This is a genomic window from Janthinobacterium sp. LM6 (assembly GCF_002002885.1).
GTDB classification, from domain to species: Bacteria; Pseudomonadota; Gammaproteobacteria; order Burkholderiales; family Burkholderiaceae_D; genus Janthinobacterium; species Janthinobacterium kumbetense.
Genome location: NZ_CP019510.1, coordinates 4,898,366 through 4,914,059, shown reverse-complemented (window position 1 = coordinate 4,914,059; position 15,694 = coordinate 4,898,366). Strand labels below are relative to the sequence as shown.

The window sequence follows — 15,694 nt, the reverse complement described above, 5'->3', positions numbered from 1 at the left end:
CTTGACGGAAAATATCCCCGGCGCGCAGCACGGCATGATTACCGGCCTCGTCGGTAACGGTACCGGTATTGCGACCTATATTAATAATGGCGACGGGGCCTTGTCCGACAGCTTTGTTCTGTGGGACGAGGACAGCAAGGCCGTGACTTTCACGGTGACTGTCCTGCCTCCCGCGGCAGCCTTTAGCGTGTCGCCGGCCGGTTTGACGGCACCCGTGATTGGCGTGCCGTACAGCCAGGCCATGTCGGCGAGCGGTGGCGTGGCTCCCTATACCTACGCGCTGGATACTGGAACCTTGCCACCTGGCATCACCGTGTCAACGAGCGGCGTAATTTCCGGCACCGTGACGGCGACCGGCGCCTATGTGTTCGGCGTCAAGGTGACTGATTCGACGGCAGGCACGCCGCTGACCGTCACCAAGAACTATTCCGTGTCGATCGCCATACCAATCTTGTCCATCACGCCCACGGTCCTGTCGGCGGGAGGATTGTCGACGCCCTACAGCCAGCAGATGTCCACTTCGAATGGCACCGCGCCCTACACTTACGTGGTGGAATCGGGCAGCTTGCCGCCGGGCCTGACCTTGTCGAGCAGCGGCCTGGTTTCGGGCACGCCGGGCAGCCTGGGTACCTTCAACTTCGTGATCAAATCGACGGATGTCACTGGCGGCAACGGACCGTACAACACGTCCAGAAGCTACTCCATGGTGATCAACGCCACCCCGCCGCCGACCGTGACCGGCATCTCGCCGACGGCAGGCCCCACCGGTGGTGGCACCAGCGTGATTATCACCGGTACCAATTTGACGGGTGCGACGGCAGTGAAGTTCGGCGCCACCAATGCCAGCGGCTTTACGGTCAACAGCGCCACGCAGATCACGGCGACGGCGCCAGCGGGCAGCGCAGGCACGGTGGACGTGACCGTCACGACTGCCGGCGGCGGTAGTACCACCAGCGCGGCCGATCAATTTACCTATGTCGGCGCGCCAATTGTGACGAGCATTTCGCCGACCGCGGGTCCCACCACTGGCGGTACCACGGTCACCATCACCGGCACGCGCTTTACCGGCGCTACAGCCGTGACCTTCGGCGCCACGGCCGCGACTGGCTTTACGGTCAACAGCGCCACGCAGATCACGGCCACGGCGCCAGCCGGTTCCGGCACGGTGGATGTGCGCATCACCACCGTGGGTGGCACCAGCGCCACCAGCGCCGCTGACCAATTTACCTTTGTGGCAGCGCCGACAGTGACAAGCATTTCGCCCACTGCGGGGCCGGCAGGCGGCGGCGCCACGGTCGTCATCAGTGGCACGAACTTTTCCACCACGACGGCGGTGACCTTCGGCGCCACGGCGGCGACCGGCTACACGGTCAACAGCGCCACGCAGATCACGGCCACGGCGCCAGCCGGCGCGGGCACGGTGGACGTGCGCGTCACCACCATCGGCGGCACCAGCGCCACCAGCGCGGCGGACCAATTTACGTACGTGGCGGCACCGGTGGTGAGCAGCATTTCGCCCACCTCCGGCCCGGCTGTTGGCGGCACCACGGTCACCATCAGCGGCACGAATTTCAGTGGCGCGACGGCGGTGACTTTCGGCGCCACGGCAGCGACGGGCTTTACGGTCAACAGCGCCACGCAGATCACGGCGACGGCGCCAGCCGGCACGGGCACGGTGGATGTGCGCATCACCACCACCGGCGGCACCAGCGCCACCAGCGCGGCCGATCAATTTACCTACGTGGCGGTGCCGACGGTGACGAGCCTGTCGCCGACGGCAGGCCCCATCGCTGGCGGTACTACGGTCACCATCAGCGGCACGAATTTCAGTGGCGCGACGGCGGTGACTTTCGGCGCCACGGCAGCGACGGGCTTTACGGTCAACAGCGCCACGCAGATCACGGCGACGGCGCCAGCCGGCGCGGGCACGGTGGACGTGCGCGTCACGACCATCGGCGGCACCAGCGCCACCAGCGCGGCCGATCAATTCACCTATGTAGTTGCACCGGCGGTGAGCAGCATTTCGCCCACGGCCGGCCCGGCTGCCGGCGGCAGCACGGTCACCATCAGCGGCACGAATTTCAGTGGCGCGACGGCGGTGACGTTCGGCGCCACGGCAGCGACGGGCTTTACGGTCAACAGCGCCACGCAGATCACGGCCACTGCGCCAGCCGGCGCGGGCACGGTGGACGTGCGCGTCACCACCATCGGTGGCACCAGCGCCACCAGCGCGGCGGACCAATTTACGTACGTGGCGGCACCGGTGGTGAGCAGCATTTCGCCCACCTCCGGCCCGGCTGCCGGCGGCAGCACGGTCACCATCAGCGGCACGAATTTCAGTGGCGCGACGGCGGTGACCTTCGGCGCTACGGCAGCGATGGGCTTTACGGTCAACAGCGCCACGCAGATCACGGCGACGGCGCCAGCCGGCACGGGCACGGTGGACGTGCGCATCACCACCACAGGTGGCACCAGCGCCACCAGCGCGAACGACCAGTTCACGTATGTGGGCGCACCGGTGGTGAGCAGCATTTCACCCACGGCCGGTCCCGCTGCGGGGGGGAGCACGGTCACCATCAGCGGCACGAATTTCACTGGTGCGACGGCGGTGACGTTCGGAGCTACCGGCGCCACGGGCTTTACCGTCAACAGCGCCACGCAGATCACGGCGACGGCGCCAGCCGGCACGGGCACGGTGGATGTGCGCGTCACGACCATCGGCGGCACCAGCGCCACCAGCGCGGCGGACCAATTTACGTACGTGGCCGCACCGGTGGTGAGCAGCATTTCGCCCACCTCCGGCCCGGTTACTGGCGGCACCACGCTCACCATCAGCGGCACGAATTTCACTGGCGCGACGGCGGTGACGTTCGGCGGCACGGCAGCGACGGGCTTTACCGTCAATAGCGCCACGCAGATCACGGCGACGGCGCCAGCCGGCACGGGCACGGTGGACGTGCGCATCACCACCACAGGTGGCACCAGCGCCACCAGCGCGAACGACCAGTTCACGTATGTGGGCGCACCGGTGGTGAGCGGTATTTCCCCGGCCTCGGGTCCAACGACGGGCGGCAGCAGTGTCGTTATCAGCGGAGCGGGCCTTGGCGGCGCGACGGCAGTGACGTTTGGCGGCACGGCGGCGACGAGTTTCACCGTCAACAGCGCCACGCAGATCACGGCGACGGCGCCAGCTGGTGCCGGCACGGTGGACGTGCGCGTCACCACCATCGGCGGCACGAGTGCCACCAGCGCGTCGGACCAGTTCACCTACGTGGTGGCGCCGACAGTCAGCGGCATTACACCTGCCTTCGGCCCCGTCGCCGGCGGCACCAGCGTGGTCATCACCGGTACCGGCTTTACAGGTGCCACGGCAGTGCGATTCGGCGGCGCCAATGCCGGCAGCTTTGTCGTCAACGGCGCCACGCAGATCACGGCCACGAGTCCATCGGGCAGCTCGGGCGTGGTGGACGTGAAGGTGACCACGGTTGGCGGCACCAGCGCCAGCGGCGCGGCGGACCAATTTACGTATATCCCGACCGGTGTCATCACGTTTGCGACACCGACCGCGGCATCCGTTCCATTGGGCAATAACTTCAGCAATGCAGCGACATCCAGCCTGACGGGCGGCAGTTATGGCGCCTTGAGCTATACCAGCTCGAACGCGGGCGTGGCGACTGTCAGCGGCACGGGCGTCATCACTCCGGTCAGCGCCGGCACCAGCACCATCACCGCGACGCAAGCCGCGGTCGCCGGGGTCAATACCCAGGCAACGCAAACGTATACCTTGACCGTGACCTCGGCCATCGGCGTCACCCCGGCCAGCTTGCCGGCGGCAACCGTTGCCACCGCGTACAGCCAGCAACTGACGGCCAGCGGCGGAGTCGGTCCTTACACGTTCGCGATAACGGGCAGCCTGCCTGCCGGCATGAGCTCGAACGCCAGCGGCGTATTGAGCGGCACGCCCACGGCGGCTGGCGATTTTGCGCTGGTGGTGCAAGTGACGGATTCGCGTCAATTCACGGGGACGAAGAGCTACACGCTGTCCGTCGCTTCGGCGGTACTGGCGTTGAACCCGGCCAGCTTGCCCAATCCGACGGCGGAAGCGGCCTACAGCACGACCCTGACGGGGACGGGCGGCACGGTGCCGTACAGCTATGCCGTAGTGGGCACCTTGCCCGTGGGCCTGAGCCTGAATACGGCTACGGGCGTGCTGTCCGGCACGACGAATGCGGCGGGCAGTTTCCCGTTCAGCATCAAGGTCACCGACAGCAGCACGGGCGTGGGGGCGCCATTCAGCCTCAGCAAAAACTACACGCTGACGGTAGCTGCGCCCACCCTGACTCTGACGCCGGCCAGTTTGGCGGCGATCCGCGCGGGCGACGCGTATAGCCAGCAGTTCACGGCCACCGGCGGCGTCGCGCCTTACGTGTACTCCCTGATTAGCGGGGCCTTGCCGACCGGCCTGGCGCTCGATGCGGCGAGCGGCATCGTCAGCGGCACGCCGACCGCGTTCGGCAGCTTCGCCTTTACCTTGCAGGCGAAGGACGCGCACCAGTTCACGGTGCAGCAGGCGCTGACCCTGCAGGTGAACCAGGCGCCGCCGCCGGTGCCCAATGAAACGGCGACCACCTCGGCCAACCAGGAAGTGAGCCTGACCATCGCTTCCACGGATGGCAGCCCGATCACCGATGTGACCATCGTCACGCCGCCGCAGCACGGGCGCGTCACGGTGGTCTCGAGCGGTGCCTCGGCGCGCATGGCGCGCGCCGTCGCCGGTGCGAGTTTCAAGGTGACGTATGTGCCGAATGCCAACTACTTCGGTCCGGACAGCTTCAGCTACACGGCGACGGGTCCGGGCGGCACGTCCGCGCCGGCCACGGTCAGCGTGACGGTGGCGCCGCAGCCGGTGCCGGTGCCTGTCGCCAAGACGGCGACGGTACTGGCCGGCACGCCGGTGACCCTGCAGGTGACGCAGGGCGCCACCGGCGGCCCGTTCACGGCGGTGGCCATCACCACGCAGCCGGCCAGCGGCACGGCAGTCGTCAATGGCATGGACATCGTCTACACGCCGGGCATCAACACCAGCGGCGACATCAGCATCGGCTACACCGTGTCGAACGTGTTCGGCACCTCGGCGCCGGTGACGTCGACGATTTCCGTCAATCCGATGCCGCAGGTGGCCAGCCAGAGCGCCACGGTGGTGGCCGGCCTGACGGTCAATGTGGACCTGACGGCGGGCGCCACGGGCGGCCCGTTCACGGCGGCGAATGTGCTGAGCGTGGCGCCGGCCGAGGCGGGCAAGGCAGTGGTGCGCGACGTGGGCACGGCCGGCAAGCCGTCGTACCAGCTGAGCTTTGCGGCCTCGGGCAAGTTTGCCGGCGCGGCCGTCGTCAGCTACACCCTGAGCAATGCGTATGCCACTTCGAAGCCGGGCGTGGTGAACGTCACCGTGACGGCGCGGCGCGATCCGTCGCTCGATCCGGAAGTGATCGGCTTGCAAGCGGCGCAAGCCGATGCGGCGCGGCGCTTCGCCACGGCGCAGCTGTCGAACTTCACGCAGCGCCTGGAAAGCCTGCATGGCGATGGCTGGGGACGGTCCAGCTTTGGCCTGAGCCTGACGCCGCCGAACGACAGCGGCAATCCGACGGCGGCGCTGGCGCGCTGGCAGGAACAGGAAGCGGACCGCGTGTTCGGCACGGCCGTGAAACCGTTCATGCGCAAGGCGTCCCTGCGCCAGGCCGATGCCGGTTTCAGCAGCGACCGGCAACAGGCCGATGTCAGCGGCGCCACGCAGGGCTTGCCGGACATGCCGCAGAAGCCCGACACGCAGAAACAGGCGTTATCTCTGTGGCTCGGTGGCGCGGTGGACTTCGGCCAGCACTATGTGAATGGCCGCGACACGGGCTTCCGCTTCCGCACGAATGGTGTCAGCGTGGGCGGCGATTACCGCCTCAGCGACCTGGCGACCCTGGGCGTGGGCGCCGGTTTCAGCCATGACCGCAGCGACGTGGGCCAGAACGGCAGCCGCAGCACGGCCGACAGCGCCGTGGCGGCCGTGTATGGCAGCTTGCGTCCGAGCAAGGGCGTCTTCCTGGACGGCGTGCTCGGCTACGGCACCCTGCAATACGACGCCTCGCGCTACCTGACCGATGGCAGCGGTTTCGCCACGGGCGAACGCGATGGCAAGCAAGTGTTCGGCGCGTTGGTGGGCGGTATCGAGATGCGCCAGGAAACCTGGATGTGGTCGCCGTATGGCCGGGTGGAACTGATGTCGGCCAAGCTCGATCCGTACACGGAGAAGGCGGCGGGCATCAACGCCCTGAGCTACTTCAAGCAAACGGTGCGTTCGCGCATCGGCGCGCTGGGCGTGCGGGCCGAGGGCATCTATGTCGGTGGCCTGGGCACGTGGTTCCCGCGCGCGCGGCTCGAGTACCGCCACCAGTTCCAGGGTGCCGACGATGCGCGCCTGGCGTATGCCGACCTGGTGGCCGACGGTCCCGTGTACGTGATCCGCACGGTGCCGCAGCAGACGGGCAACTGGACGGCGGGCCTGGGCGTCAAGCTGCTGCTGTCGAACGGCATGACCATCACGCTGGACTACAACAGCAATCTGAACATCGATAGCGGACGTACCCAGTCGGTGATGTTCGGCATCGCCATGCCGCTCAGGTAATCAGTCAGCCTTCAGGCTAGCCCTGATCGCCGGCCCGGAGTCCATCCGGTCCGGCGATTTTTTTTGTCACAGCGACCACGGATGGTCTTCCGCGCCGGCGACGATGCCGCCCAGCACGGCCTGGTCGCGTTCGGCATGGCTCTGGCGCAGGAACACGGGCAGGTCGGCCGCCAGGCGCGCGAAGCGGGCATCGCGGCACAGGGGAGCCGCGCCCAGCGCCCGCGTGGCCAGGCGCAAGACCAGGGTGGCGGCATCTTCCGTTGCCAGGCGCAGGCGCAGGGCCAGTCCCATGGCGTCGCGTTGCGGGTGCCGGTCGATTTCGGCGGCGCCTTCGCGCAGCAGGGCGCCGGCGGCGCGCAAGACGCAATCGATTTGCCCCAGCTGCGCCAGGCGCACGGGATCGGGGGCGGCGTGCTGCGCGCGCGCATGCAGGTGGCTGGCGACGGCGCAGGCCGCGCCATACCAGGCGGCCGCGATGCCCGCACTGCCATGCCAGTAGCCGGGCCGCTGCAGATAGGCGCCCGGCGCCCCCACGGGAAAGGCGCGCGCGGCAGAAAAAGTCACGTCGACGCTGGCGCAGGCATGCATGCCGACGGCTTGCCAGCCGTCGTCCGTGACGTGCACGCCGGGCTGCGACAGGGGCACCGATGCCAGGCAAGCTTGGCCTGCGTCGTTCCAGCAGCTGATCAAAGCATGGCTGAGGCCCTTCGCCCCGGCACACCAGGCCTTGCGTCCGTCGAGCACATGGCGGCCCTCGGCCGTTTGCCGCAAGCGGACGCGCGCGCCCGGCAGATCCGCGCACCAGACGCCCCAGCTGCTGCCGGCCGGCACGCCGGAGCCGCCAATTTCCGCCAGGATGGCGAGCGCATCGGTATGGCCTTCATACAGCTTGAGCAGGGAGAGGTCGACGGCGGCGATGGCGGCCAGCATTTGCCAGCGCTGCAGGGTGGCGCCGTGGCCGGGCAGGGGCAGCTGGTCCAGTCCCGCGTCGCGCAAGCGCTGCAAGCCTTCGATCGGGTGGAAAGCGCTGTCCTGGGGCTGCAGCAGGGCGTCCAGTGCAGCGTGGGAGGGCAGGGGAAAGGCATGGTGTGACATGGCAAGCTCCTGTTTTTCTACAGGATAGCTTTTTATTTTTGCAATGTCTGTTCGATTTTACACAGACCCCCGCTCACGCTTGCGAGTCCATGAAGCGGCGGGCGAGAAGATGCTCCGTGGCAACTGCAGGGCCGGGCGGCCCCGCAGCTGATCACGCGCTTATTTTTTTACGTAGTGCATGTCCAGGACATACACGCCCTTTTCCGGGTCCAGCACCACCGAGTACAGGTCGTTGCCGCGCAAGGACAGGCCGCCGGGGACGCTCAGCGCCGAATGCATGCCTTCATCCCACATGCACGATTCGCCATTGTCCACGCTGACGCACCATTGCTGCTTGCCATCGCGCAATACATATTGCACGCTGGCGCCGCTGCGCTGGAAGGTATAGGCCGGCACCGACGAGGTGAACTTGTCGACGCGCAAGTTCGTTGCCGCGGCATTTTCCGCCAGCTTGATCGGCATGTCGGCTGTACCGTCCGGCTTGCCGGTGATTTTCGCGCTCATGCCGTCTGTCGCGACCACGGGGCCGGTGCAATCGGCCTTGAAGTAGGTTTCGCCGGTCGGCGTCAGTTCCAGCGAACCGCTGCCGTCGCTCTTGAGCGCGATGACGAGCAGTTGACGGTCGTGATTGTCGCACGCCGATTGCCACGTGCCGATATACGCGGCCAGTGGCGAGGTGGAACCGGAATCGCCGGCAAGCTGCTGTGTCGAACCGCCGCCACCGCCGCCGCCACCGCAGCCGGTCAGGAGTGCCGCGGCCGAGCCGACCAATACTGCCAATAATTTTTTCATTCAGAGTCCTTTTCATCCGGCAGCGGTGCGTGCCGTCAACGCGGCCTGATTATAGGATTATTAATAGGAAGGAATTCTCACCGAATCTATCGCCGACTTGATTTGGATCATGTCGCGGCAATGCGCTGAAATGGTTTGAGGGAATGAAGGGAGGATGTGTGTAACTGGTGCGCATTGCGCCGCTCACGCGGCGCAATGGCTGATTATTGGCTGATTTATTGTTTTACATAGTGCATATCAAGCACATAAGCACCGTCTTTTTCCATCACGCTAAACAATTCGTTACCGCGCAAATAAAAGCCGCCCTTGCCACTTACTGCCTGTTGTATGCCGGTATCCGGGATGTCCGTGGTGTCGCCACTGCCATCAGTGATGCGCCAATGGGGTTTGCCGTCGACCAGCACCGTGGTGACGGCCGGGCCCGTAATCTGGATGGTGTGGGCTGGCAGCGACGATACGACCTTGTCGATGCGGATGTCCGAGGCCGGGCTGTCCGCCGTCAGCTTGAGCTGGATATTGCCTGCGCCATCCGGCGTTGCGGTAATCTTTTCACTCGTGGTTTCCGTAAATTGCACGGGGCCGCTGCAATCGGAAGTGCCGAAAGTTTCATCGTAGGTCGATATTTCCAGGGCGCCGCTGCCATCGCTTTTGAGGGCGACGACGAGGCGCTGGCGGAAAGAGTCGTTACAAGCGGGTGTCCAGGTGCCAACATAGGCGGCCAGTGCGGGAGGAGGCGGAGGTGCGACAACCACTGGCGGGGGCGCTACCACCACTTGCGGGACCGCTACGTCTGCATTGCCGTTAGCACTATTGTTTCCGCCACCACCGCAACCAGTCAATACCACTGTGCCCGATACCATTAATAATGCCAATACTTTTTTCATCCGTCATTCCTGTAAATCTTCAACCGGCTGGAAGCGTGCCGTATACGCGGCGATATTATAAAGTACATGCGTATATTATTTTGTGAAATCTGAAATTGGCCGCAAAGCCGGTATTGAAAATGGTCATCGGATAAATTCCGGCAGGAGCGGTTGAACATTCTCCTGGCGCTGATGTGGCGGGAAATAAAGGAAGGTAATCTCACGTGCGGCCATTCAATGGCGCCGAGGAGAAACAGGCGGGTACCGCGCCGAATCCGGCGCGAGGCAGGTATTGATATGGCCGTTTATAAAATTCGTGCCGGCGCCTGAACCTGGCGCCGGCCGCCGCCGGAAATGGCCGGCTTAAAACTCTTCCCAGTCATCGCCTGCCGGCGCCTTGGCCGGCGCATGCTGTGCCGCTTGCGGCTTGGCAACACTCAGGCGTTTGGCTGGCGCGGCTGTCTTGGGCGTCACGGCGCGCGGCGCTGCCGGTGCTGCAGCCGGCGTTGCTGTCGACGCTGCCTGGCGCGCCTGCTCGCCCAGCTTGAACACGCTGACCACCTCGGCCAGGTGGCTGGCCTGGTCTTGCAGGCTTTCGGCGGCCGCTGCCGCTTCCTCGACGAGGGCCGCGTTTTGCTGCGTCACGCCATCCATCTGCGCCAGCGCCTGGTTGACCTGGGCGATGCCGTCGCTTTGCTCGGTGGTGGCGACGCTGATGTCGGCCATGATGGCGGTGACCTTGCGCACGCTGTCGACCACCTGCTCCATGGTGGCGCCCGCCTCATCGACGAGCTTGCTGCCGGCCGCTACCTTGCCCACGGAATCGTCGATCAGCAGCTTGATTTCCTTGGCCGCGGCGGCCGAGCGCTGCGCCAGGTTGCGCACTTCCGTGGCGACGACGGCAAAACCGCGCCCCTGTTCGCCCGCGCGCGCCGCTTCCACGGCCGCGTTCAGCGCTAGGATATTCGTCTGGAAGGCGATGCCATCGATGACGCTGATGATATCGACGATTTTATTGGACGAGTCATTGATCGACGTCATGGTCTCTATGACCTTGCCGACCACTTCGCCGCTCTTCTGTGCCACACTCGATGCGGAGGCGGCCAATTGATTCGCCTGGCGCGCGTGGTCGGCGTTTTCCTTGACGGTGCCCGTCAGTTCTTCCACCGAGGCGGCCGTTTCTTCCAGCGAACTGGCTTGCTGTTCCGTGCGGGCCGACAGGTCGTTATTGCCTTGCGCAATTTCCGCGCTGGCGCGCGCCACGTTGTCGGCACTGGCTTGCACTTGCAGCAGCACGGCGTGGATCTTTTCCACGAAGGCGTTGAACCCCTTGCCGATGACGGCCAGCTCGTCGGTGCCCTTGACTTCCAGCTTGACGCGCAGGTCGGCGTCGCCGCTGGACAGGTCCGTCATGGTGCGGCCCAGGGTGCGCAGGGGGCGCGTCAGCTGGTTGACGACGAGAATCAAAATGCCGGCCGTGGCTGCCGCGCACAGCAGGGCAACGATCAGCGTGTAGACCATCAGGTCGCGCGCCGAGGCGGTGGCCACGCTTTTCGGGAAATTCAGCTCCACGCTCCACGGCGCGATGTCGGGGTGGATCTGCAGCGGCTGCAGCAAGTGGATGTAGCCCTTGTCGTCCGCGTATTCATACGCCTGGCCCTGGCGTACCTTTTCCAGGCCGGCGGCCGGCACGTCGTCCGCCTTCTTGCCCAGCCGTGCAGGCTCGGGGTGGCTGGCGTACAGGCCGCCGTTCGAGATCAGGGCCAGCTTGCCGCCCTCGATCACTTTCAGGTCGGCGAGGATTTTCGCCAGGCGCGTGAGCATGAAGTCGGCGCTGGCCGTGCCCTTGAAGCTGCCGTCGATCATGATGGGCGCCACCAGCGAAGCCATCAGCACATCCTTGCCGTCGACGGGGTAGATATACGGTTCCGTAAAGTAGGTCTTGCCGGTGCGCTTGGGCACGTCGTACCAGTCGTTGGCGCCCGCTTTCGGGTCGAAGACGATGGGTTCGACTTGCAGCTTGCCGCCGGCGCCCCGCGTCCAGTAAGGCATGAAGCGGCCGCTGGCGTCGTAGTTCGGTTTCTGATTGGCAAATTCCGCATCCTTGCCGTCGAGTGCGTTCGGCTCCCACGTCACGGCCGAGCCCAGCAAGTCTTCCGAGCTGGTCAACGTCGCCTTGGTCAGTTCATTGATCTGCTCGCGCTGCAGGGGCAAATTCGCGCCCTTGGTGCCGCGCATGGCGCCGGCCAGGCTGCTGACGCTGGACAGGTTGCTGGCGATGCGCGCCTGCAGCGCAGCGGCCACTTCGCGTGCCGACGTGCGCGCCAGTTCCAAAGCGGCCGCCTCGGCGCTGGCGCTGCTCTTGTAGCCGATCACGGCCGCCGTGACGCCCAGGCTGAGGATGGCGAGCGCGGTGGCGGCGACGCAGATTTTACTGTTCAGTGATAGTTGCATGATGCTGTTCCTTGATGGGGAGAGGTATCGGTGTCTCGGGCGTCGCGGGTAGCGAGCCTAGAAAGTCTTGCTGACGGCCAGCACGAAGGTAGCCGCGGCCGGGTTCGACGTGTCGAACTGGCCGGCCGCATTCGGGATGCCCAGCGTGTAATGGTCGTAGGCGTCGGTGGCGCCCCAGGCGCGCGTCACGGCGCCACTCAGGCTCCAGCCGCCGTCGAGGGTTTTGGTGACGCCCACCTTGGCGTCGCGCCAGTTCCACATGGCATTGTCCGTGCCCGCCACGCGGCCATTGCCGGCGTGCAGGTTCAAGGTCCAGGCATTGCCCAGGTCGACATTCGCGCCCACGTCCAGGTAGCCCGTGCCGCGCGCATGCGTGATGCCGAAGAAGTCCCGCGTGACGGTGTGGTTGTATTTGGCGTACAGCATGCGGTAGCTCAGGCCCAGCGACAGTTCGCCATAGTCGTACTTGACGCCTGTGGCGCGGTACACGGCGCCCGGATACTTGTAGTAATACGCGAGCACGCTGTAGCCGAGCTCGCCCACCGTGCCGCCGTAGCCGCCGTACAGGTCCCATTCGACGGTTGCATCCTGGATATAGCGGTCGCTGACGGTGGAAGCCCAGGTGCCCAGCGACCAGCCGCTCGGGTGCGCGTAGTCGATGCCCGCCTGCAGGGCCGGCTTGCCCCAGGTCTGACGAAAACCGCGCGAAATGTATTGCGAAGTGAGGCTGGCATTGGCGCTGAAGGTGGCGCCAGCGCCGTCCGTGGTCTGGGCCTGCACGGGCAGGCAGGCCGCCAGCAGGAAGGCGCAGCCCAGCAAGGATGATCCGGGGAAATGGTGGTGCGATGGCATGGCAGTCGGCTCCGTATTTGCTGGCAGCGGCCGTCCAGGCGCGTTGCCCTGATGGTTGCGATAAAAATGCGGAAGGGACTTTGTTGGGGCAAGGCGATGCCGTCTGCCGGTTCGCGCGAACAGGCAGATATTCTCACCAAACGTAACTGAAAGGATAGGGGCTCGGGCTAGTGGAAGTCAATAAAGTTGCGCTGTGGAAATCGTAAGTTGTTGTTTCTCGGCACTTTTTCATGCGCCTGTCACATTCCCGGCTTGCCCCGGCTGGCGGCCTGTTGCAGGCTGGCCAGCAAGCCGGGCAGGGCCGCATGCAATGCTCGCAGGCTGTCAGCCTGCAGTTCGGCCTGCATTTCCACCCGGCCCGAGGGCTGGCCCCAGACGACCTGTGCGCTGAGCCGGGCGCCGGCGTCGAGTCCCGTGACGCTGACCAGCAGGGCGACTTCTTCCGGGGCATCTTCGGGCACGTCCGCGAGCAGGCAGGAAATGCCGAAATGATAATCCTGGAAAGCGCAGGCCGTGCCGCTGGAAAAGGCGAACACGGAGGCGAGCACCTGCGGCGCGGCGGCCGCAAGTGACGGCAGGGCGGCGCGAAACAGGGGCAGCAAGTCGTTTTCCAGCTGCAGTACCAGCGGATGAGTGTGGCTGAGGACGGTCATGGACGGACGAAAGGAGTGGCGGCGCGCGATGGTAGCAGTTTTCGCCGCCGCCGGGGGTCATCGTCAGGCGGCGTAGCGACCGGCCATGCTGGCGATGGTGCTTTTCATCTGTTCGCGCAGCGCGGCGGGCGCCAGCACTTCCACGCCATCGCCCAGGCCCAGCAGCCACCATTGCAGTTCGCGCGTGCTGGGCACGGTGGCGCTCAGGTGCAGCGAACCGTCGGCGCGTTCCTGCAGTTGCTGGTCCGCGCTCAGCGGCGTCTCGTACAGGTGCTCGCCGCTGCGGCGGGCAAACACGGCTTCAAGCAGCAGCGGTTCGCCCTCGCGGATGCCCATGGCGCCGGAGGCGATATACGCATCGATGTCGAAGCCGGGCTGTGCGCGCGCGGCAAGGAAGAGCATTTCCGCCTGCTGCACGCGGTGCAGGACCAGGGTGCGCACGTCGTGGTAGTCGGCGAACAGGCATACCAGGTAGAGCAACTGGCCCCGCTGCACGATGGCCAGCGGATGGACGGCGTCATAGCTGACGAGGTTGTCGTTGTCGCGCTTCTTGTAGCTGAGCTTGAGCTGGCGGTTCTGCATCAGCGCTTCATACACGGTGCGCTGGCAAGCTTCGTCGATGTCGGGCGCCAGCAGCCGCTGCATGGGGGCGATGACGCGTATCTTGCCCAGCCAGGCGGACGCGTTGGCACGCTCGCTGGCCGCGTTCAGGGTCTGGCGTGCCGCGCTGAAATACGGCTGCATGCTGTCCAGGGTGGATGGCGGCAACGCATGGCGCATGTGTTGTTCCATCAGGGCCAGGGTCAGCGCGGCAGGCGTCGACAGGCCCGGCATGTCCATGCGCGCCGCATTTTCCATCCAGCACCAGCCAAACGGCTTGCTGTCGGCTGGATTGGTCAGCGGGAAAATCTCGGCCAGGTCCAGCAAGTCGCGCTGGATGGTGCGCAGGCCGATGGCAAAGTCGATGGCCTTGAGCTTGTCGTGCAACTCGTTGGCGGTGATGGTGCGAGGCGCCGGCGGTATCAGGCGCAGCATTTGCCATTGGCGCATGATGGTGGAGGGACGGGGCGCGTGTTCAGACATGGTGGTTCCGTTCTATTGAATGGCAGGATGTGTACTGATGAGTACATAAGTTAACGAATGGTAACATTGATTCGATGACAATTACAGGGCGTCCAGCATGGCGGCCCTGACGCAATTGCGCCCTGCGTGCTTGGCCTGGTACAGCAGGCGGTCGGCGGCAGCGACCAGGGCGGCAGCGCCAGGCGCCGGGCGGCCGGGTGCGCACGCGACGGACGCCACGCCGAAGCTGGCCGTCGTCCCGATGTGCTGCGCCAGGCCGTCGCGCAGGCGTTCGGCCAGGCGCACGCCGCCGGCCAGGTCCGTTTCGGGCAGGATCAGCAGGAACTCTTCGCCGCCGTGGCGCACCACGCTGTCGATGCCGCGGCGCGTGGCGTTGCCGAGCAGGCCGGCAAAGGTGCGCAGCACGGCATCGCCTGCGGCGTGGCCGTGGGCGTCGTTGATGCGCTTGAAGTGGTCGAGATCGCACAGGATGGCCGTCAGGCACAGGCCATGGCGTTGTGAGCGCGCCAGTTCGGCGCCCAGCAAGTGCTCGTCGAGGTAGCGGCGGTTGTAGCAGCCGGTCAGGTGGTCGCGCACGGCCTGTTCGGCGAGGACGGCGTGCTGCAGCACTTGTTCGCGGCGCTGGCGCTGCTGGCAGTGGCCGGCACAGAGGCCGGTCAGGTTGAGCAGCAGCAAGGTGGCGGCGTTGCCGGCCTGAAAGTCATCCTGCAGGCCCAGCCAGGCCAGACTCGCCGCGACGGCCAGGCCGGCGCCGCCCAGCAGTTGCCGCGTGATGCCCGCATAGGGTGCGGCGAGCAGGATGCAAAAGGCGGTCGCATGCCAGCCGGCGTCGGTTTCGCGCAAGGCATAGCAGAGCAGGAATACGACCAGGTCCAGCGCCAGCAGCGCGGTGCCGGAGGCGGCGCGGCCAGGCTGTGCGGCAGGTGCGCGCACGGCCCGCAGCAGCATGGCCAGGATGAGCAGGCAGCAGGCCAGGGCCAGCGGCCACCCGGCGGGCGGCAGCAGCGCGGCGGCAAAGACGGCGCTAGCGCCGGCATGCAGCGCCAGCAAGGGCCAGGTGTGCGTCCCGCATGCGGAGGCCAGGCGCGGAGGCGCCGCTTCCTGTTGCGGATCGTGCGAGTGCGCCGGCAAGGGAAGCGGTGCCGGCTTGCGGATATCGTCAATTGCATGATGCAAATGCATGGAAACCTGTCGGATGGCGAATCGGGACCCCATTCTTGCCCGGTCCT

9 protein-coding genes are annotated in these 15,694 nt (G+C 66.0%); 1 reads left to right on the top strand and 8 read right to left on the bottom strand.

Annotated features, from left to right (window positions below; genetic code table 11):
- Position 1: 1 nt before the first annotated feature.
- Positions 2 to 6,673: an IPT/TIG domain-containing protein gene (locus BZG29_RS21575; protein WP_077407437.1), complete on the top strand. Its 6,672-nt coding sequence runs from the start codon at positions 2 to 4 to the stop codon at positions 6,671 to 6,673.
- Between the two features lie 66 nt (positions 6,674 to 6,739).
- Here BZG29_RS21575 and BZG29_RS21570 read toward each other — a convergent pair whose 3' ends face one another.
- From BZG29_RS21570 to BZG29_RS21535, 8 genes are all read right to left on the bottom strand, one after another.
- Entirely contained in the window at positions 6,740 to 7,768 is a 1,029-nt protein-coding gene (locus tag BZG29_RS21570; RefSeq protein WP_077407435.1) for an acyl-CoA dehydrogenase, read from the bottom strand.
- A gap of 159 nt (positions 7,769 to 7,927) precedes the next feature.
- Positions 7,928 to 8,560 (bottom strand): hypothetical protein, encoded by a 633-nt coding sequence (locus BZG29_RS21565; protein ID WP_077407432.1) that lies wholly within the window; start codon positions 8,558 to 8,560, stop codon positions 7,928 to 7,930.
- Positions 8,561 to 8,775: 215 nt separating this feature from the next.
- Positions 8,776 to 9,444, bottom strand: coding sequence for a hypothetical protein (locus BZG29_RS27935; protein ID WP_150131019.1), 669 nt, complete (start codon positions 9,442 to 9,444; stop codon positions 8,776 to 8,778).
- A 342-nt stretch (positions 9,445 to 9,786) separates the two neighbouring features.
- Positions 9,787 to 11,877: a methyl-accepting chemotaxis protein gene (locus tag BZG29_RS21555; protein WP_077407428.1), complete on the bottom strand. Its 2,091-nt coding sequence runs from the start codon at positions 11,875 to 11,877 to the stop codon at positions 9,787 to 9,789.
- A 57-nt stretch (positions 11,878 to 11,934) separates the two neighbouring features.
- Complete coding sequence (locus BZG29_RS21550; RefSeq protein WP_171985086.1) at positions 11,935 to 12,729, bottom strand: TorF family putative porin; 795 nt, start codon at positions 12,727 to 12,729, stop codon at positions 11,935 to 11,937.
- A 239-nt stretch (positions 12,730 to 12,968) separates the two neighbouring features.
- Positions 12,969 to 13,382 (bottom strand): hypothetical protein, encoded by a 414-nt coding sequence (locus tag BZG29_RS21545; RefSeq protein ID WP_077407424.1) that lies wholly within the window; start codon positions 13,380 to 13,382, stop codon positions 12,969 to 12,971.
- 63 nt (positions 13,383 to 13,445) lie between these two features.
- The gene (locus tag BZG29_RS21540; RefSeq protein WP_077407422.1) at positions 13,446 to 14,465 is read right to left on the bottom strand and encodes a WYL domain-containing protein; all 1,020 of its coding nucleotides are present in this window, start codon (positions 14,463 to 14,465) and stop codon (positions 13,446 to 13,448) included.
- Between the two features lie 81 nt (positions 14,466 to 14,546).
- Positions 14,547 to 15,647, bottom strand: a complete 1,101-nt coding sequence (locus BZG29_RS21535; protein ID WP_171985085.1) for a GGDEF domain-containing protein — start codon at positions 15,645 to 15,647, stop codon at positions 14,547 to 14,549.
- Positions 15,648 to 15,694 lie beyond the last annotated feature (47 nt).